At 44.7% G+C, this 19,933-nt stretch carries 21 protein-coding genes; 12 read left to right on the forward strand and 9 right to left on the reverse strand.

Annotated elements, in window-relative coordinates; all coding sequences use genetic code 11:
• Positions 1-122: 122 nt before the first annotated feature.
• Entirely contained in the window at positions 123-1,133 is a 1,011-nt protein-coding gene (locus F3J22_RS21680) for a hypothetical protein (RefSeq protein WP_167020024.1), read from the forward strand.
• 70 nt (positions 1,134-1,203) lie between these two features.
• Here F3J22_RS21680 and F3J22_RS21685 read toward each other — a convergent pair whose 3' ends face one another.
• The gene (locus F3J22_RS21685) at positions 1,204-1,695 is read right to left on the reverse strand and encodes a peroxiredoxin (protein ID WP_167020025.1); all 492 of its coding nucleotides are present in this window, start codon (positions 1,693-1,695) and stop codon (positions 1,204-1,206) included.
• A gap of 83 nt (positions 1,696-1,778) precedes the next feature.
• A complete protein-coding gene (locus F3J22_RS21690; protein WP_167020026.1) occupies positions 1,779-2,405 on the reverse strand; it encodes an outer membrane beta-barrel protein in 627 nt (208 codons plus the stop codon).
• A 150-nt stretch (positions 2,406-2,555) separates the two neighbouring features.
• On the opposite strand from F3J22_RS21690, the gene pyrR reads away from it, so the two are divergent.
• Together pyrR and F3J22_RS21700 are read left to right on the forward strand one after the other, a co-directional pair.
• Positions 2,556-3,086 (forward strand): bifunctional pyr operon transcriptional regulator/uracil phosphoribosyltransferase PyrR, encoded by a 531-nt coding sequence (gene pyrR / locus F3J22_RS21695; RefSeq protein WP_167020027.1) that lies wholly within the window; start codon positions 2,556-2,558, stop codon positions 3,084-3,086.
• Between the two features lie 49 nt (positions 3,087-3,135).
• Positions 3,136-4,062 carry an aspartate carbamoyltransferase catalytic subunit gene (locus F3J22_RS21700; protein WP_167020028.1) on the forward strand — a complete coding sequence of 309 codons (927 nt, stop codon included), beginning with the start codon at positions 3,136-3,138 and terminating at the stop codon, positions 4,060-4,062.
• Between the two features lie 210 nt (positions 4,063-4,272).
• On the opposite strand, the gene F3J22_RS21705 is transcribed toward F3J22_RS21700, so the two are convergent.
• The 3 genes from F3J22_RS21705 to F3J22_RS21715 form a co-directional block, all read right to left on the reverse strand.
• Positions 4,273-7,659, reverse strand: a complete 3,387-nt coding sequence (locus tag F3J22_RS21705; RefSeq protein WP_167020029.1) for a SusC/RagA family TonB-linked outer membrane protein — start codon at positions 7,657-7,659, stop codon at positions 4,273-4,275.
• Between the two features lie 21 nt (positions 7,660-7,680).
• Positions 7,681-8,706, reverse strand: a complete 1,026-nt coding sequence (locus tag F3J22_RS21710; protein WP_167020030.1) for a FecR family protein — start codon at positions 8,704-8,706, stop codon at positions 7,681-7,683.
• 73 nt (positions 8,707-8,779) lie between these two features.
• Complete coding sequence (locus F3J22_RS21715; RefSeq protein ID WP_167020031.1) at positions 8,780-9,322, reverse strand: RNA polymerase sigma-70 factor; 543 nt, start codon at positions 9,320-9,322, stop codon at positions 8,780-8,782.
• Positions 9,323-9,530: 208 nt separating this feature from the next.
• Between F3J22_RS21715 and F3J22_RS21720 the strand changes: the two genes are divergently transcribed.
• The 9 genes from F3J22_RS21720 (at position 9,531) to F3J22_RS21755 (ending at position 16,688) form a co-directional block, all read left to right on the forward strand.
• Complete coding sequence (locus tag F3J22_RS21720) at positions 9,531-10,061, forward strand: carboxypeptidase-like regulatory domain-containing protein (protein WP_167020032.1); 531 nt, start codon at positions 9,531-9,533, stop codon at positions 10,059-10,061.
• Between the two features lie 143 nt (positions 10,062-10,204).
• Entirely contained in the window at positions 10,205-10,534 is a 330-nt protein-coding gene (locus F3J22_RS21725; RefSeq protein ID WP_167020033.1) for a DMT family protein, read from the forward strand.
• An 89-nt stretch (positions 10,535-10,623) separates the two neighbouring features.
• The gene (locus F3J22_RS21730; protein WP_167020034.1) at positions 10,624-13,104 is read left to right on the forward strand and encodes a PIG-L family deacetylase; all 2,481 of its coding nucleotides are present in this window, start codon (positions 10,624-10,626) and stop codon (positions 13,102-13,104) included.
• Between the two features lie 10 nt (positions 13,105-13,114).
• Positions 13,115-13,294 (forward strand): hypothetical protein, encoded by a 180-nt coding sequence (locus tag F3J22_RS21735; protein WP_167020035.1) that lies wholly within the window; start codon positions 13,115-13,117, stop codon positions 13,292-13,294.
• A 54-nt stretch (positions 13,295-13,348) separates the two neighbouring features.
• The gene (locus tag F3J22_RS30685; RefSeq protein WP_255492077.1) at positions 13,349-13,477 is read left to right on the forward strand and encodes a hypothetical protein; all 129 of its coding nucleotides are present in this window, start codon (positions 13,349-13,351) and stop codon (positions 13,475-13,477) included.
• Positions 13,474-15,180 (forward strand): sodium:solute symporter, encoded by a 1,707-nt coding sequence (locus F3J22_RS21740; protein ID WP_167020036.1) that lies wholly within the window; start codon positions 13,474-13,476, stop codon positions 15,178-15,180. The genes F3J22_RS30685 and F3J22_RS21740 overlap by 4 nt, the downstream gene beginning before the upstream one ends.
• 129 nt (positions 15,181-15,309) lie before the next feature.
• On the forward strand, positions 15,310-15,678 hold the full coding sequence (locus F3J22_RS21745; RefSeq protein WP_167020037.1) for a hypothetical protein: 369 nt from the start codon (positions 15,310-15,312) through the stop codon (positions 15,676-15,678).
• A gap of 62 nt (positions 15,679-15,740) precedes the next feature.
• Positions 15,741-16,136 (forward strand): hypothetical protein, encoded by a 396-nt coding sequence (locus tag F3J22_RS21750; protein ID WP_167020038.1) that lies wholly within the window; start codon positions 15,741-15,743, stop codon positions 16,134-16,136.
• Between the two features lie 141 nt (positions 16,137-16,277).
• The gene (locus tag F3J22_RS21755; RefSeq protein ID WP_167020039.1) at positions 16,278-16,688 is read left to right on the forward strand and encodes a hypothetical protein; all 411 of its coding nucleotides are present in this window, start codon (positions 16,278-16,280) and stop codon (positions 16,686-16,688) included.
• Positions 16,689-16,744: 56 nt separating this feature from the next.
• Here F3J22_RS21755 and F3J22_RS21760 read toward each other — a convergent pair whose 3' ends face one another.
• From F3J22_RS21760 to F3J22_RS21775, 4 genes are all read right to left on the reverse strand, one after another.
• The gene (locus F3J22_RS21760; protein WP_167020040.1) at positions 16,745-17,593 is read right to left on the reverse strand and encodes a DUF2911 domain-containing protein; all 849 of its coding nucleotides are present in this window, start codon (positions 17,591-17,593) and stop codon (positions 16,745-16,747) included.
• A 32-nt stretch (positions 17,594-17,625) separates the two neighbouring features.
• Complete coding sequence (locus F3J22_RS21765) at positions 17,626-18,285, reverse strand: response regulator transcription factor (RefSeq protein ID WP_167020041.1); 660 nt, start codon at positions 18,283-18,285, stop codon at positions 17,626-17,628.
• A 138-nt stretch (positions 18,286-18,423) separates the two neighbouring features.
• Positions 18,424-19,230 carry a sensor histidine kinase gene (locus F3J22_RS21770; protein WP_167020042.1) on the reverse strand — a complete coding sequence of 269 codons (807 nt, stop codon included), beginning with the start codon at positions 19,228-19,230 and terminating at the stop codon, positions 18,424-18,426.
• Entirely contained in the window at positions 19,217-19,831 is a 615-nt protein-coding gene (locus F3J22_RS21775) for a hypothetical protein (RefSeq protein WP_167020043.1), read from the reverse strand. Before F3J22_RS21775 ends, F3J22_RS21770 begins: the two co-directional genes overlap by 14 nt.
• Positions 19,832-19,933 lie beyond the last annotated feature (102 nt).

Here is a 19,933-nt window from a genome sequence, read left to right on the forward strand (position 1 = left end):
ACTTCCGGAGATCGCTTTTTTTATCGCTGTACGACAATATCATGGTGGTATTTTCTTATCTTTCTTGCCTGATTTTTATTTTGTAAGTTTTATCATTCAAATCCATGTTACATTCCCGGTATTTGTCCTTTTTACTCTTATGTTTCCTGGCCATTACTGCCTGCCAGCCCACCCAAAAGAAACCAGGTATCTATTTCTGGGATCAGGCCTATTTTCCACTTACGCCTGAATCGAAATTACCCATCGGTAAGTTCAGCAGCCTTTATTTGCGCTATTTTGACGTAACCTGGAACGACCAGTTTGATGTACCACTGCCCAAGCCGACATTCATGTTCGACTACAGCGATACCGCTTTCTATGGCGCCGCAGTTTTAGTACCAGTTATTCATATTGAAAATAAAGTACTGCAAAAACTACCCATTGATTCCATGGAATCGCTCGCCAGAAGAATAGTAAGAAAAACGGAACTTGTATCCGGACATATTCATAAAAAAACGGGCAAAGAACCAGGAAAAGACCTGCAATACGATTGTGACTGGACAACAGACACCAGGGAAAAATATTTCAAACTGCTGGAATACCTGGTAACAAAAGAATCACAAAAAACAGTTACCGCCACTGTTCCATTATATGCCTATAAAGACAGGGCAACATATGGCGTACCTCCGGTAAAAGCCGCTATGCTCAAGTGTTACGACAATGGCGACTCTACCAGGCCCGTTAGTACCAATGCCAATCTGGAAATAGATAAACTGAAATCCTATTTCGCCGATACCAGCGTATATCCGTTGCCGTTAAGTCTGCAATTTCCGGTAGCTGCGCGATATGCACTGTACAGAGATGGAAAACTGATGGGTGTTCCAAACCTGCAGTCAAATGCCATGACTAACGCTACATTATTTGTACCGACAGAAAATACCGGTTATGTCATGAGTGTAGATACTTCATGGGCCGGAACGGAGCTAAAGAAAGGAGATCAGCTGAAACGTGAAATAGTGGACCCTGCTGTGTTGTCGGCCGCTATTCAGTATGTAAAAACGAAAGTGCCGAAGTACGACATCATAACTTTTAACAACTGGAGCCCGCCGGTAACCCTGCGTTACGATAGCCTCATGATACCGGAAAAGCCTTAACAATACTTCGTTTTATAAAATGCAAAAAGCCGTCTCTACTCAGTAGAGACGGCTTTTTCTTATCGTTTGCCTAGTTCATTTTCTTCAGTGCATCCAACGATTCTGTTACATGCTTCTCACCATCTTTCATGGAATTAAAAGTATGAACCACAATACCGTTTTTATCCACTATGTAGGTAACGCGGCCTGGTATCACAAAGGTTTTGGGTACGCCAAAGAGTTTCCTTACTTTCTGATCAGGATCACTCAAAAGGGTAAACGGAAGTTGGTGGTGTGTTGCAAAACTTTTATGACTCGCCACATTATCAGAGCTGATACCGATCACAAGCGCGCCCAGTTTCTTAAATTCCTCGTAGGAATCCCGGAATGAGCAGGCCTCTTTGGTGCATACACTGGTTTCATCTTTAGGATAAAAATAAATTACCAGTGGCTGCTTTCCCAGCACAGTGGCAAGATCAAAGGTATTGCCATCCTGGTCCTGTAATTTGAATTCCGGGACTTTATCGCCCTGTTTTATCTGGGCATCCGCAGATGGGCTCCAGAACTGAAGAAATGCAGCCATAATCAAAAAGTATTTAATCAATTTCATAATGCATGATTATAATGCAATTTAGCACAGGAAGTCCTGAAAAACGTCAGCCATTATCAGAATTTAAATTGAAAGCCAAAATTCAGGCTGCTAAGTCCGAATCCTGATTGAATACCAGCGCTGGTTTGTTTAACAGTGCCATTTGAAGGGTCCTTTTTTTCAGAATGGGTAGCATTCAGCAGGTAGCCTAAATTCAGCAGGAGAGAGGTGCGTTTGGTAAAATTAACGATAAGCCCCGGCTTGTAATACAAGGTGCCAGCATTGGAGCTAACGTCCCTATCGTTATTGTCCATCGCGGATGACTCGCCCTTAGTGTTTTCGTAAGATAATCCCAGATCATTGTAAACGGATACCTTATCGCCCCAGATGGGTTGCTCGAATCTGATAAAAGGCCCCACATTGAATCCATTGGTTTTGTTGGGATTTTCAATCCCAGTTTGTTTCATGCTGATATGAGAATAACCGGCAGCAATACCGATAGAAAATTTCTCACTGATGTAGTGGCCATAAGACGGCATAATAGTAAAGGTATTGGCTTTGAATTCAGTGCCCCGGTTATCCTGGGTGTAGCTACTGAAGCCGACAGTGCCACTGATGTAGTTTTTCTTTTCCTGGGCCTGGGATTTGGCAGTATATAATGCCACTGCCAGCATAAATACAGGGATAATTTGTTTTGGTACCATGATATAGGTTTTGGGTTTAATGAATATGAAATTTAACATATATTATGCCGGTTATTTAAGTGATAAGTTGGCTAATATTCGCAGGAATTATTAATTCGGCTTTTTATCTGCCTCATTAATCATTATTTTTGGCATCTAAAACATAGTGTTTTGAAGACGATACTAAACGGGAAACAATTGTCTATCACCGTAGACAGGCTTTGTCACCAGTTAATTGAGAATCACCTGCAGTTTGAAAATACAGTGCTGATAGGCCTGCAGCCACGGGGAGTGTTTCTTTCAGACAGGATTTACGAAAAGTTGAAACAGCTCATGCCTGGTACCAATATCGACTATGGAAAGCTGGATATCACTTTTTACAGAGATGATTACAACAAAGGGAAGGGCTTGCATGTTCCTAACGAAACCAGCATTGATTTTTCCATTGAGAACAAAAAAGTCGTTTTGATTGACGATGTGCTTTATACCGGCCGTACAATCCGTTCTGCACTGGATGCCATGCTGGATTTCGGAAGGCCCGATGCAGTAGAACTGCTGGCCCTGATAGATCGCAGATTCAGTCGCCAGCTGCCTATTCAGCCTGATTATACAGGACGTACCATCGACGCATTTATCTCCCAGAAAGTACGCGTATTATGGGAAGAAAGAGATGGGAAAGATGAAGTAGTTTTGGTCGATTAAGAAATTCGGATTTCAGAATTCAGATTTCACCCTTTATATTTGCACATTAATGTCACTTTCTGTAAAACACTTACTCGGAATTCGCGATCTGCAGCGTCAGGATATAGAACTCATTTTTCAAACAGCCAGGGAATTTAAGGAGGTTTTACAAAGACCGATTAAAAAAGTTCCCACGCTCCGCGATACCACGATTGTCAATTTATTCTTCGAGAATTCTACACGCACCCGCATTTCTTTTGAGCTTGCTGAGAAAAGACTCGGAGCAGATACCATTAATTTCTCTGCTTCCGGATCTTCTGTATCCAAAGGGGAAACCCTGATCGATACCGTGCACAATATCCTGTCCATGAAAGTGGATGTGATAGTGATGCGTCACAGTGCCAGTGGTGCACCACATTTTCTCTCCAGACACGTAGATGTTCCTATTCTGAATGCCGGCGACGGTATCAACGAACATCCTACCCAGGCCCTGCTGGATGCTTTTTCCATCAAGGAACGCCTCGGTAGCGTGGAAGGAAAGAAAATCGCTATCTGCGGTGATATCATGCACTCCCGTGTAGCGCTCTCCAATATCTACTGCCTGAAAAAACTGGGTGCGGAAGTGACCGTAGTCGGTCCGCCAACACTGATTCCTAAATACCTGGAAGCAGCATTGGGCGTAAACGTTACCTACGATATCCGCGAAGCACTCAACTGGTGCGATGTGGCCAACGTATTACGCATACAGCTGGAAAGACAGAACACGCCGCTGTTCTCTTCCCTTCGCGAATATTCACTGGCTTATGGTATCAACAGGCAATTGCTGGATAGCCTGCAGAAAGAAGTGGTGATCATGCACCCCGGCCCGATAAACCGCGGCGTGGAACTGAATTCGGATGTAGCGGACTCCAAACAGTCCATCATCCTCGACCAGGTAGAAAACGGCGTAGCTGTTCGTATGGCTGCCCTGTATCTGCTGGCAGGCAACAAAAAATAGATCAGTACCTGAATATAAAAAGGGTATCTCAAAAGTAAATATCGGCTGAAAGCCTCTCCGCGCGCAGCGCGGAACCTAACCAACCGATACCGGAGGTATCGGTTGCAAATCTAACACTGGTAAAATATATCATGGTCAGATCAGGTATTGGGCATAATTGATATTTTTTTTGAGATACCCTCTTTTTTATTTATTACGGTAGATGATTAACTAGAAAGAAGCATTCAGCCCCAGCGTATACGACCTGAAGAACGGATATACGTTACCGTTATATCCTCCTGCCTGTTCAGGGTCATAATACTTGATACGCATATTATTGGTTTCCCATAAATCCTGGCCAGAGAAATAGATCCTTGCCGCCTTCACCGGAATCTTCTTTAGCAGGCCGGCGGGCAGACTATACCCCAATTGCAGGTTTTTAAGCCTGATATAGGCGCCATTCATTACCCAATGACTACTGGGAACGGTATTCTGTACATCGCCCTGGTACAACCTCGGAAACAGCGCATTGGTATGGTCGGGCGTCCAATAGTCCTGGTTAATACTCCAGGGCTCCTGCCAGCCACTGGAAAAGGGGATATTATAGCGCGGGTCCGGCATTACCTTCCTGTTGCCCACTCCCTGGAAAAATACGGACAATTCAATGCCTTTCCAGCTGATGCCGGCATCTATGCCATAGGAATATAGCGGATCAGTGCTGCCCAGGTAAACGAGGTCTTTGCCATCAATAACATGGTCGCCATTGACATCTTTATACTTGATATCGCCCGGTCCTGTATTGCTGTTTTGAAAAGCATGCTGTGCAACTTCCGCGTTGCTGTTAAAGTAGCCTTCTGCCTGGTAACCAAAAAGAGAGGAATAAGGATAGCCACTGATGCCCTGGTTCCAGCCTGGCTGCGCTATTACGCCATCATTGCTGATTACCTTGTTTTTGCTATGGAATAAATTGGCATTGATATACCAGTTGACAGCTTTGCTGGTATTGGTTTTCCAGCCAACATTCAGTTCCCATCCCTGGGATTTCATGCTGCCCTCATGAAAACCGAGCGGCCAGGCGCCATTGGTAGACGATGTCAGCTGCGGAATCTGCATCTCCCTGTTATATCTAATAAAATAATCTCCCGATAAACTTAACTGACCTTTGAACATGGTCATATCCAGTCCGAAGTTATTTGCAGAAATATTTTCCCATCCTGTGGCCTGTGGTAACGGGTTGTGATATACGAATTGCTGTAACAGGTTAGGAGTGAAGGTAAATGTTTGCAAACGTTCGTCATTGCTGATAGTATTCCAGCTATTGACATTTCCCAGCGTTCCCCATGACCAGCGCAGTTTAAACTCATTGAAGAACGGCAGGGCTTCGTAAAACCATGTCTCGTTGTTGAGTCGCCACCCGGCCGAAAAAGAAGGGAAAACCTTCCACTGTGTAAGGCTGGGGTAATAGTTAGCTGCCTGGTAAAGTCGCGCCCCGATAAGGTTTGCTTCCAGCAGGTACCTGTTGTCGAAATTATAGTTGATCTTTCCGAAAAGGGAGGTCAGCGATCCGGTAATGGCCAGGTCGCGCGATAGTTGCGGCGGAGCAGAGAATGTTTTGCTGTTGATGTCTACCGCATTTATATCATAGGATGCTGCGGTATTTTGTGTGGTATTATAGGTTTCCTGGGTGAGTCCGCCCAGGAGATGAATCATATTTTTCTCTTTTATTTTGAGATCATAATCTCCCAGTAATTGAAGATTACCACCTCTTGCGTTCAGCTTATTTATCTGCAGCATATTGTCGGGCTGCACAGCACCGGCAACGCCTACACGATTATACAGCGGAACAGTTTGCCGACCCAGTTCATCACGCTGGGTTTGTTGCTGCGGACTATAGATCAGGCGAAGTCCCAGGCCTTTTACCAGGCTATCAACACGCAATGTAAATACGGCATCGATATAATCATTCGTTTCTACTCTTTCTCCACCGCTATTTAAAATTGCATATACCGGCGCACCACCGATTGCATAATTATTGGTACCGGGTACAAATACGGGAACATAGCCTGGTCCCCTGTAAAGTCCGGCCAGTAAGCCGTTCGGACCTTCTACCAGTTGCGACGGAGAATATGTTTTGCTTTGTGCAAACGACATCCTTGTTTCCAGGCTGAAGTGTTTATCAATTTTATTGTTGATGCTGAATCTTGCGTTGGCCCGGTTTGTCTTGTCGGGACCTACAGCAAAGAGTCCCTGCCGCCCGAAATACCCCAGCGATGCAGTAAACTGGTTTTTCTCCGAACCACCTTTAACAGAAAGGTTATAGTTCTGAACAGCCGTTTTATTTTTGGTAAGCAGTGCTAACTGATTGTAGTTGTAGTAGTATTTGTAGTAGTCGGGGTTGTTGTAATCGATCACGTATTTATTACCTTCCTGTAACATGGCTATTTCGGCGGGCTGCCATGGGGCTGGTTGTCCGGCGTTTTCGGCGGCTATATTGGCCATCATGGCATCTTGTGCTGAAGATAAACGTTGCGGGAGCCGGATCGGTTTTTCAAAACCTGCCAGGGTATTAAAATCGATGGCAAGTTTCCCCGGTTTTCCGGTACGGGTGGTTACCAGCACTACGCCGCCAGCGCCTCTCGCGCCATAGATAGCTGCTGCTGCTGCATCTTTGAGGATAGAAACCGACTCGATATCATCCGGATTCAATACAGAAAGCGACCCTGGTACGCCATCCACTATAACTGGAGTATTGGCGCCACTACCGGAGCTGACACCGCGTACCTGCACATTAAATCCTTCTTTACCAGGCTGGCCGTTGCTGCGGGTTACTACCAGGCCGGTAGCCGTACCCTGGAGGGCAGCCATTACATTGGCTACGGGCCTGCTTTTTAGCCTGTTGCCTTCTATCTGCGTGATGGCACCGGTGATATTGGCCCTTTTCTGCAAACCATATCCCAATACTACCAGCTCATTGAGTTTTTTGAGATCTGGTTGCAGGATGATATTGATATTATGGCGGTCGCGGACGGTAATTTCTTTAGGTTGAAAGCCAATCAGTGAAACCTGGAGGGTGGCTTGCCCGGAGGCGAGCTCTACCTGAAATTGTCCGCTTTCATTGGTGGCTGCACCATTCTGGGTGTCCATTTCCCGGATAGAAACGCCACTGAGGGGTTCTATACCATCGGTGACGGTACCGGTAACCAGCCATTTATTAGGATTTAAAGGGCGGTTACTGCCAGGGGGAGGCAGGTTATTATTATTGCTGCCAGCAGGAAAGACGATGATTTGTCCGTCCCTGATCTCGAAATTATATTTTGAAGAGGGGAAGAGCTGTGGCAGTACGGAAGATAAAGGTGCATTTTTGACCTTTATACTAATACCACGTCGGTTCTCCAGTTCATCGGAAGAAAGGGCAAAAGTATATTTCGTTTGTTTTTCTATTTCCCGGAGGATGGATTTTAGTGTGGCATTGCGGAACTGTAGTGTAACATTTTTAGGAATAGCAGATTGGGCAGATGCGTTTGCACCGGCCATTACCAGGATAACAAAAAAAAGGGTAGCAGACGACAGGCTTAACCTGGTAACTGAGCGTAGCGCCTGAGAAATGAATTGCTGCATAGGCAGATTTCGCCAGGGCTATTAGTAGAATTCGACCAGGTTATCTTCGTGTTTAATGTTGATTTGTAATGCTTTTCTGATGATATCCAGCACTTCATCCAGTGGAAGGTCTCTGAAAGTAGCCAGCAGTTTAGCATCTGCGAGTTGCGGATTGCTGATGGATACTTTAACATGGTAGTAATCTTCCAGGGCGGCTGCTACGTCAGCCAGCGGTGTTTCATCAAATACAAGGCATCTGGTTTTCCAGGCCAGTATATTATTGGATTTTTTATGCAGGATGGTACTGATATCAGTTTTATTATGCAGTAGCTGTGCTTCCTCGCCAGGGGTGAGGATCACATTTTTATCGGCGCCCCTGTATGCGGCACTGACTTTACCTGTCTGCACAAAAACTTTTACATCGTGCTCGGCCGATTTAACGTTAAAGGAGGTTCCGAGTACTTTGATATCTACGTTTTGAGCGGCCACTGTAAATGGCTGTGCATCGTTTTTGATCACATCAAAGAAGGCTTCCCCTTTCTGGACGCTGATATGGCGATCATTTTTACCATAATCGCGTGGCACCTTAATGATGGTATTGGCATTGAGGTAGGCCATGGAGCCATCTTGCAGCCTTACAGAATCGATCTGAAGCTGGGTAGCGTATGTTTTATAATTGCCTGGTCCCAGTAGGGTGAGGGTAACGGCGATACCAGCCACAGCTGCGGCGGCCCACCAGTAACGGCCCTGAATTTTTCTTGTTTTGGCGGCAGGCGCAACTGTTTTTTCTGTTACGGCAGCAACTTTTAATGGTGCTGGTTCAGAGCCAACAGGTGTATTGGCCGGCGTTTCGTCCAGAACAGCGCTCAATTGTTGCCACTGTCCGTGGGTATCGAAGGCAGAGGCAGCAGGGAGAGGATCTCCGTTCCACATGTCCCTCATATCCAGGAAGATGTCGAGATTTGCCGGATCCTGCTGAATCCAGTCGTTAAGCAGTCGCTTGTACTGCTCATTCTCCGGACTCTCCAGGTAACGGATCACAATATCTATGTCGGTTTTACTATTCATGGCTACTTATTGATAATACAACCAGCGGGCTTGTTACCATTAGTCGATTTCAAAATTTTTTTTTCTGCTGGTTCTACTGTTTATTAATGAGTACCACCCGCAGTTTTTTCAGCGCGGTAGTCAGATGCGCATATACCGTATTTATAGAGATATCGAGTTGTTCGGATATTTCTGCGGGAGATAAGCCACTAAACCGGCTCATTTCAAAAACACGACGACATTGATCGGGGAGTTTTTCCAATGCATACCTGTACTGGGTTTCCAATTCCTTGTGTTCCAGGATCTGGTGGGTTGTTTCTGCAGGAGTGGCGACATGCATTTGTTCTTTCGTATAAGTCTCCTTTCGTTGTTCTTTTTTTATAGCATTCAGGCAGGTATTCACCGTGGCTCTGGACAGATAGTGCTGAATAGGCGCTCTTTCATCCAGGTTTTCCGCATTCTTCCACAAATTGAGGAATACATCCTGTACCATATCATTGGCAGTATCCTCATCTTTTACATATCGCACCGCGATATTATACATGGAAGGGGCGAACTGTTTAAAAACAGCCTCGAATACATCTTTCTTTCTTGTCCTGATGCCTTTTACTATTTCTTCATTACTCAGTTGCAACATGGGCTGATCTTTTGTTTCCGCCGGTGCGAAGATAGATGATTATAAAGTTTTTTTTCACTTTAACATTTTCTTCACTAATGGTAAGTGTTGTTTCGGGTGTATTGTTATTATACGGCCGCCAACAAGTAGGGCATAGTTACAAAAACCATGCACAACGAAAGCCGTAAAAGAGCATCATTATTTTTAACCATATCAAAATTTGAATGCCATGAAAAAAACAATGACAGGAATGTTCGCATTAGCCGCAATGATCTTAGGTATGACTGCCACCAAAGGTAACGCTACTCCGGTAAAAGCTATTGACAGCATAGCTGTAATCAGTGCTGATTCACTGGCAGGAGCAGATAGCCTGGCAACTTTCTCCGTTGATTCATTAGCCGGCAAAGCCTTCTACAGCGCCGATTCACTCGCAGGTCTGGATACCGCAGCAATGCGTACACACTTCAGCGTTAGACTCGATTCGCTCAAAGGTACTGATTCTCTCCGCGCTGCTGAAGCCGGATCAATCACCGGTAAAATCACTCCGGCAGACGGAGCTACCGAAGTAGAAGCGGTAAATACAGAAGGTAAACTGAAAGCTGCCGTATCACAGGGTACTTTCACCATCCCTGGTGCCAAAGCAGGTAATTATATAATTACCGTAGTAGGAAAACAGCCCTATAAAAGTGCTGTTGTGAAAGATGTAAAAGTTGAAGATGGTAAAGTAACCGATATCGGTGAAATCAAACTCGAACAATAATATTTATAATACTAGCAACCAACAACACACTCATCCTAACTGAGGACCCTATTGGTTTGATCCATGAGGCTATTCTATTCTTGGAATGGCCTCTTTCTTTTACTCCAATTTACCGTGTATATTCGCAGCTGTAAATTTTTACAATGCGCACCATATTACTACTGATCATCTCCAACTCCTTCATGACGTTCGCCTGGTACGGGCACCTCAAACATACCGAAACCGCCCTCTGGAAAGTAATCCTCCTCAGCTGGGGCATCGCCTTCTTTGAATACTGCTTCATGGTACCGGCCAACAGACTTGGCTATATGGAAGGCTGGAGCGGCTTTCAGCTCAAAACCATCCAGGAAGTTATCACCCTTACCATATTCGCGCTCTTCGCAGTATTTTTTCTGAAAGAACCACTCCGCTGGAATTACCTGGTGTCTTTTACCCTGCTGATAGGCGCGGTATACTTCATGTTCAGGAAATAATAACATTATCCTGCACCGTTCAACCTTTTTTGCTTGGAGGGCCTCCATTAATTATTATTTTTGAAGATCCGTAAATCTCGCAGTCTTACATGTTTCAAAGAATCTTATCCGCGCTGACGTTACTACTGTTACTGAACAGCGTCCAGGCTTTTTGCCAGCCTTCTCCTGTCTGGAATGCTGCTGATATCAAACTGCAGCTGAAAAAACTGGACACGCTTGGAAGCGTACTCTATTTTGCCGCTCATCCTGATGATGAGAACACCCGTTTACTTGGATATCTCGCAAAAGAAAAATTATACCGCACCGGATATCTCTCCCTGACCCGTGGCGACGGCGGACAAAACCTCGTCGGTAATGAACAGGGGGAACTGCTGGGCTTAATCCGTACCCAGGAATTGCTGGCAGCCCGCCGCATCGATGGCGCAGAGCAGTTTTTTACCCGTGCGCAGGACTTCGGCTTCTCCAAGAACCCGGAAGAAACCTTCAGCATCTGGGATTCTGCTAAAATTATCCGTGATGCCGTTTGGGTAATCCGTAAATTTCAGCCTGACGTGATCATCTGCCGGTTCCCGGCCGATAGTCGCGCCGGACACGGCCACCACACTGCTTCTGCCATGATCGCAGCCAAAGCATTCGAGCTGGCGGCAGATCCAACCTATGCACCGGAACAACTGGCCTATGTAAAACCATGGCAGGCAAAACGCCTCCTCTGGAATACATTCAGCTTTGGCGGAAATAATACCACCTCCGAAGACCAGTTCAAGATAGATGTAGGTGTTTACAACCCTTTACTGGGTAAGGGTTTTGGCGAAATTGCCGCCGAAAGCCGCTCCCAGCACAAGAGCCAGGGCTTCGGCGTAGCAGCTACCCGCGGTTCAGCAATGGAATACTTCCTGACCATCAAAGGCACCAACCCGCAGAAAAGCCTGCTCGATGGAGTAGACCAATCCTGGAACCGTATCCCACAGGGCAACGCCATAGGAACACTGGTAGATAAGGCCATCGCTGGCTTTAATATGGAAGATCCATCTGCTTCCGTACCGGCATTATTACAGATCCGTAAAGCAATAGCAGCACTGCCGGAAGGGTACTGGAAAACACAGAAACTGAAAGAAACAGAACAGCTGATACTGGCTTGCGCCGGCGTTTGGGCAGAAGCATACAGCGCCAGCAAAGTGGTGGTTCCGGGACGCCCTATGACCGCAAGTGTTCAGGTGATTAACAGGGGAAATATTCCCGTGACACTCAAAAACATTACCCTGCCTGGAAAAGGAGATAATGCTGTCGGACAACAATTACCTTTTAATAATCTATATAACTTAAACACTACCCTGGATGTGCCGGCTAATACGCCGGTGTCACAGCCTTACTGGCTGATAGGCGCTCATCCACTGGGTACCTATAATATCGAAAATCCGTTGCTGGTAGGCAATCCTGAAAATATACCTGCATTACAGGCTACCATTGAGCTGCAATTGGGCGGACAGGATTTTACCATCCAACGGGCATTACAATATAAATTTACCGACCCTGTAAAAGGGGAATTATACGAACCACTTGTTATCGCACCGCCGGTAGTGGGAAACCTCACCAACCAGGTATTCATCTTCACAGATAATAAACCACAGGACGTAGTCGTAAAAATGCAGGCAATGGCCGATCATGTTGATGGTGAACTTTCACTGAAACTGCCTTTCGGCTTTGCATCTATACCCGAATCAAGGGCCTATAATTTTGACAAGGCCAATGATGAGCAGGAGTTTCATTTTTCCGTTAAACCAATCGCATCCAATATCAATAGCCGCGCAGATACCTTTGGTATAGCCATGACCTGCGCCGGCAAAGTATATACTGATGGTATCCAACGTATCAACTACGACCACATTCCGGCCATTACCCTGTTTCCACCTGCACAGGCAAGACTGGTAACAGTTTCGCTGAAACATAACGGTAATAACCTGGGGTATATCCCGGGTGCTGGTGACATGGTAGCCGCTTCACTTCGTCAGGTGGGCTACAAAGTGACAGAACTGACTGAAAAGGATATTATGTCCGGCGACCTTTCTAAATATGATGCCATCATTGCAGGTGTGCGTGCCTATAATACCAATCCTCGTATGAAGTTCTGGCAGCCACGCCTGATGGAATATGTAAAAGAAGGTGGTACTTACCTGGTACAATACAACGTAAATTCGCCGCTGGTAATGAACGACCTGGGGCCGTATCCATTTGCACTTTCCCGCGACAGGGTTACAGATGAAACGGCAACAGTAGATTTCCTGCATCCGAAAGACTCCGTATTGCTTTATCCAAACGTTATTCAACCTTCGGATTTCAATGGCTGGGTACAGGAGCTGGGACTTTATTATACCTCCAATGCAAGTAATGCATATACTAAATTATTCGCCATGCACGATAAAGGAGAGCCAGCATTAGATGGTTCTACACTTGTTGCAAAATATGGTGAAGGACGATATGTATATACATCCTTGTCATTCTTCAGACAGCTGCCGGCAGGGGTGCCAGGTGCTTACAGGCTGTTTGTAAATCTGATATCAGTAAAAAAGTGATCGCAGGATTATGAGTAAGGATAAAAATGTAAAACAGAACAGACCCAGGTTGCGCATTGCCGCCATCCTGTGTATTGTACTGGGAATTGTGATCGGACTGGAAATAAAACGGGTGCATATCGGCTTGCTGATAGGCGTTGGCCTGGGGCTGCTGACTGGCAGTATGTGGAGTAAAAGCACCCACGACTGATCAGCAGCCATAAGTACGTTTAATATATTTAAGGACCTGTAATTCTACCTTTCCATGTCAAAAAATATGGAGGAAGAGAAGCCGCCGTTGTTCCCGTCGTGGAACTACTGGTATGCATTGGTAATAGGCTGGCTAGCCTTACTGATCGTGCTTTTCTATGTATTCACCAAAACATTTTCATGAGTTCATTAGACTGGATAGTACTGGTTGCTACGCTAACCATTATTGTTGTGTATGGTATCTGGAAGAGCCGTGGCAAGCAAAACATGGAAAGTTATTTCCTTGGCAATCAGTCTATGCCTTGGTATATCGTATTGCTTTCTATTATAGGCACGCAGGCAAGTGCCATTACATTTATTTCCGCACCTGGCCAGGCATATACGGACGGGATGCGTTTTGTGCAGTATTATTTTGGATTGCCGCTGGCCATGGTGGTACTTTGTATCACCTTTGTACCCATCTTTCACCGGTTGAAAGTATACACGGCCTATGAGTTCCTGGAGCAGCGTTTTGATCTGAAAACACGTACACTGACAGCTTCCCTGTTTCTTATTCAGCGCGGGTTATCTACCGGTATCAGTATCTGTGCCCCCAGTATTATATTATCTTCTTTGTTAGGGTGGAACCTTTACTGGACCAATCTGATCATGGGAGGCTTGCTGATTATCTATACAGTGGCAGGGGGGACCCGGGCGGTAAGTTATACCCAGACACTGCAACTGGCAGTAATTTTCGCAGGAATGTTCCTGGCAGGCTGGATGGTGATACACCTGCTGCCGCCAGATATAGGTTTTAAACAGGCCTTACAGGTTTCCGGGAAGATGAACAAGCTGAATGTGATTGTTACGAAGTTTGACTGGAATGATAAGTATAATATCTGGAGTGGTTTGATAGGCGGGTTTTTTCTGGCGCTGTCCTACTTCGGAACAGACCAATCGCAGGTAGGCCGCTATCTTACTGCCAAATCAGTGAAGGAAAGCCGTTTAGGCCTGCTGATGAACGGTTTGGTAAAGATACCCATGCAGTTTCTCATACTGATGATTGGCGCGCTGGTATTCGTATTTTACCTGTATTTCAGGGCACCGTTATTTTTTAACGAGGCACAACTGGCACGGGTACACGAAACGGCGCAAGGTCCGGCGTTACGCAGACTGGAAGGGAAATTCGAAGAACTGAGCACCGTAAAACAGCAACAGGTAAAGACGCTTGCAGCTGCGCTGGAGAAAGGAGAGGAGACTTCCATAGCTTCAGCGCAACACGCTTTGCAGGCAACGGAAGACCAGGCGCAAAGTGTACGCTCAGAGGCTGTCATGCTGATAAAAAATGCTGACCCTGGCGGCGATGCCAATGATACCAACTACATCTTCCTTCATTTCGTGGTAAATAGTTTACCGAAAGGCCTTGTAGGTCTGCTGATAGCCATTATTTTCCTGGCTGCCTGGGGAAGTATTGCTGCCGCACTGAATTCGCTGGCCTCTACAACAATTATCGATGTCTATAAACGACTGTATAAATCAGAAGAATCTCCGGAGAAATACCTGCGCATGTCGCGGGTATGGACGCTCATCTGGGGCCTGTTCTGTATTGCGGTTGCTCAGTTTGCCAGTGGCCTCGGCAGCCTGATCGAAGTGGTGAATATTCTTGGTTCCTGGTTTTACGGTGTCACACTGGGCATCTTCCTGGTGGCGTTTTACATGAAGCGCATCGGTGGTACCGCTACTTTCTATTCTGCAATCATCTCCCAGGTAATTGTATTGGTATTGTTCTGGATGGAAAAAGTAAGTTTCCTCTGGTTAAATGCTATCGGTTGCATGCTGGTGCTGGTTATTGCATTGGTAATACAGTCCTTTATTCCGGCTAAAAATGAGCATATTTTGAATAGTTAGGTTTCCTTATTTTGTTTTTTGGGGAGATAAAAATATCTTATCTGACAGGTGAACTATTGGGCGATCAGTATTGTTCCTTGTCTTATCATTTATTTACTCAAATTAACCGAACCCTAAAACTTCATCAAAATGGCCAATCAAATTGTCATCATCAAGAGTGATGGAACCTCCACGCAACCGATGAATCAGGCACAAGCTGAAAGCTACCTTGGCAACCTCATTACTGCTGATCGCATCGCCAATTTAAAACAATCGCTGAACGACGTAACTGGTGGGAAAGGAAAACCTACCGGCAGCTACCGGTTTAATAACTTTCCCGTGCTACATGCCTCCTCTGGTGTGATTGGCGTAAAAAGTGTGTCACTGTTTTTTTATGACAATGGTGGTAATCACCACATCTTCGCCATGGGAGAGCATGTTGCTGCCTCTTCCTACAAAATGACCGACTATGGTCAGCCTACAGGTGACTTCAAAAAGAATGCAACTATTACCATTTAAGGTAAGTTACTTACTAACCCTGATTTACTCAAATTAACCGTACCCCTTAAAATTTAATCACCATGGCAGACATGTTCATTCTTATTAAGAACGACAACCAGTACAGCGCCCCAATGGACCAGATGGCTATGCAGACAGAACTGCGAAAATATATTGACAAGGAAAGCTATCCTAATTTAAGTCAGTCGTTGAATGATGTGGCAGATGGAAAAGGAAAAGCCACGCAACCTTATACCTACCCGGACGGGACCGTAAATATGCCTGTTCTTCATGCTTCATCAGGTAAAATTGGCGCCGACGCCAGCATTTCCCTGTTCTGGTATGATAAGGCAAGAGGTAAGGACAAGGATCATTATATTATAGCGATGGGAGAGCATACCACTAATACTACCTATAAGCTGGTTCATTATGGTCAGTCAACAGGACAATTCAAACTAGGCGCAAAGATTTCGATTTAATTGTCATCATTGCAATAAAAGTAGCAGGTTGTTTCCTGATGAATCAGGGACCTGCCGTTTAAAATGAGGTAGCCAATGCATTCGCATTGGCTACCTCACTTATTTACTCAATTAACCGTACCCCTTAAAAATACAATCAAAATGGCAGACACGTTTATTCTTATTAGTAACAACGACCATTATGGTCAACGAATGACACGAAATCAAATGCAGACAAAACTGCAACCGGAGGTTGGTCCTAACAACCATTCCAATTTAAGTAAGGCACTAACTGCCATTGAGGATCGAAAAGGAAAAGCCACTAAACCTTATACCTTCCCGGAGGGCAATCTACAAATGCCTGTTCTTCACGCTTCTTCCGGCAAAAATTCGGGTAATGCCAGTATTACCCTGTTCTGGTACGAAAAGGTAATAGGTAAGGACAGAGAGATCTATATTATAGCCGTAGGAGAACATAAGGACGCTGTTACTTATGAACTATCGTTTCATGGCCAGAGTTATGGAGATTTCAAGGAAGGGAAAAAGATCTCCCTTAAAAAATCATTAGTTTAAAAAAAGAGGGACCAGGCATCAGCGCTGGTCCCTCTTTTTGTTATAACTGGTGTCGTTTATTTCAGCGTAGCCAGCAGTTTGTTGTTCAGTGCAATATAATCATCGCTTTTTGCTGCTTTGGAGAGTTCCAGCGATTTCAGTGCTGCTGCTTTGGCAGTAGCATTATCTTTTGCAAGGGCGTGAATACGTGCTTTCTGGTAGATCACATAGAAGGCATCAGGATTTTGCTCTGCTGCCTTATCGATATACTCCACGGCCTTTTTCAGGTCGGTATGCAGGTCTGCATAGTAGAGCGCTGCCTGGAAGTAAGGTTTTTTATCCGACTGGAGCGCAGCGTCCAGGTCAGCTTCAATTTTAGCATCTACATCAGCAACAATCACAACAGGTACTACGGTTTTGTCCCAGGCAAGTGTCAGCACCATGGAATTGTATTTGATATCGTCGAAGCCGATGGTGAAGCTCTGTAACGCATTAGTGCTACGTTGAGGCGTAACGGTTACACGGGCAATATCATTTTCCTGTTTGTAATCTGCAGGTTTGGTAACATCCAGGCTGCTGGTCAGAATCACGGTCCATTTCTGCTGGCCAGGGATAGTCAGTAAGCCATATTTACCGGCTTTCACGGCAACGCCGCCAAACTTCACATCTTCACCAAAAGTAATGGTAGTGGCTTTATTGGCGCCTGTTCTCCATACTTTATTATATGGAACGAGGTCGCCCATAATCACGCGGCCTTTTGCATTTGGACGGGAATAATCTACTTCCACGCTGGACAGGGCGAATTCCTGTTTAATCGTCTGGTTAGGGCTGGGCGCAGGTACTTTCACACCTTGTGCCATGGTTGCACCGGCATACAATAAAAATGCGCAGCTGCCTGCGGCAACAAAAGTTTTCAGATTTTTCATGATATATATTGAGAAAATTGGTGGCGGATGAGCTACTCTATCAGGCCATTTCTGAAGGCATAAAGTACAATACCAACGCTGTTTTTAACATTCAGCTTTTCCAGTAATTTCTGACGGATACCTTCCACCGTACGTGGACTGAGAAACACTTTTTCAGAAATTTCCTGTGTGGTACATTCATTACAGATCAGCTTCAGCACTTCTACCTCTCTGTCGTTGAGTTGAACTTCATTTTTGAGGGTAGGCTTGATTTGTTGTTTGGTCTTGTGCAGTACTTTTTTCAGTAATGCGAGGTTTACATTTTCATTGAAATAAAAACCTTTATCATAGGTAGTACAGATGGCTTCGTAGATTTCTTCCGGTTCTGCATTTTTGAGCAGATAGGCATTGGCGCCGTTTTCTACCAGGTGGACAATAAAATTATCATCTTCATACATGGTTAAAATGATCACTCTTACGTCCGGAAATTTGGCTTTCACTTTCACGGTAGCCTCAATACCATCCATATTGGGCATTTTCAGGTCCATCAGGATAACATCAGGCTGTTGTGTTTCCATGATATCAAGGAGCTGCTGGCCATCTTCAGCCTGGAAGATTACATTAATATTTTCATAAGGTATGAGTGTATTAATGACTCCACTGCGAAAGATCTTGTGATCATCAGCAATTGCCACTTTAATCTGGTGTGTCATTTGAGGACAGTTTATAGAGAATTACTTATAATACTAGGATAAAAATTACTTTAAATCGGCATACGACAAGATAATTATGATCTGCTCATAATCACCTTATCAGATGGCAATTTAAGAATAAAACTAAATAAGTACGTACTATTTCTGTTCAATGGCCTGATAATCTTCCACTTGTATCCGTGCGAGTGTACCTTTCGGCTCCCATTTATTGAATGAAATGGCCCCTCCGATAATATTGAGGCGGCTTTCAATATTTTTCAGACCGAGGCTGTTGATCTTTTGTTTAGCGGTATCCAGGGTATGAAGTAATTTCTCATTTCCATTGTCTGCGACCTCAATAGTGAGGCGTGCGGGCGTATTGGAATAAAATACGGTTACTTCTGTTGCCTGTGCATGTTTGATGATGTTGTTGATTAATTCCTGTACAACGCGATAGGCATGTAATGCCTTACTCTGGTCTACGGGATAGGTATCTTCCGGCCCTACAAAATTTATCTTTACCTGTTTATTTTTATTGATCAGACTACAGAATGAATCCAGGGCATGCGCCAGGCCCAGGTTTTCCAATGCCTGGGGATGGAGGCTTTGGGAGATATAGCGCAATTGTTGAATGATGGTATCAGTAAAATCTTTCGTTTCTTTCAGCCGTTCCTTTTCTCCGTTTCCTGTTTTAAGTAATGGTTGTAAGCCGCCGATAGTAAGTTTAAGTGCCGACAACTGGGCACCTACCTCATCGTGTAAATCTTCCGCAATGCGTTTCCTTTCCTGTTCCTGACCTTCCAGAATGGCCTGTAATCTTTCTCGTTGCAGCTGCAGGTCCTTATCCTGGATGACCAGCTTATGCCGTATTACCTGTCGTTGTTGCAGCATTACCAATGCTATCACTACAATAGCCAGCGATAGCATAATGGCAATACCAATAATCACGAGATCAGTTAATTGCATACTCCTTTTTTGCTGTTTTGGTAAGCCCGATATAGAACAGGATCATAGCAACACTGCCCATGAAGAAATTGATGCAATAGACTAACATTTCAGGTTCTGTCATATTCGGGCCGGCAGATTTCTGCATTAAGTTCATACTCAGGTCAAACAGGAATGCGGCACTGAAGTATAGAAACAGCCCTGTATTATACCAAAAAGTGGGAAGTGAATTGATGTAAATAGACTTCTCAATTAATTTTTTATCGTTGAGTTGCTGATAAAACAGGCATATGGCAAAGAATATCAGTGAGATACATTTTAACCCGGTAGCAAACGAGTCAAAATATTTCATGCTGTCGAAACTTACAAAGTCGGTAGCAAATACCACCAGCATCACTAATGGCGCCCGAAGAATGATATACCTTAGCCGGGGGGATTTAATAGAGGAAAGATAAAAGAAAGACAATATTACAAACTGAAGAAAATTCATGAGGTTAAAAAACCACATGTTATTCCCGAAGGCCAGCATCAATACGAAGGAGCCTACCGCGAATACTACCGAGTTGACAATGTAGTAGAACAACCATTTAGAAGAAGTATCGAGCTGCTTATATTTAAGCAAGAAGGGGATCAGAACCAAAAATTCGATCCCCGTCATGATGTAAAATGAAAGTAAAATTGGGCTTATCACTATAATTTTTTCTTTGTACTGACAGTAGCAGGC

The sequence above is a fragment of the Chitinophaga sp. Cy-1792 genome (assembly GCF_011752935.1).
Classification (GTDB): domain Bacteria; phylum Bacteroidota; class Bacteroidia; order Chitinophagales; family Chitinophagaceae; genus Chitinophaga.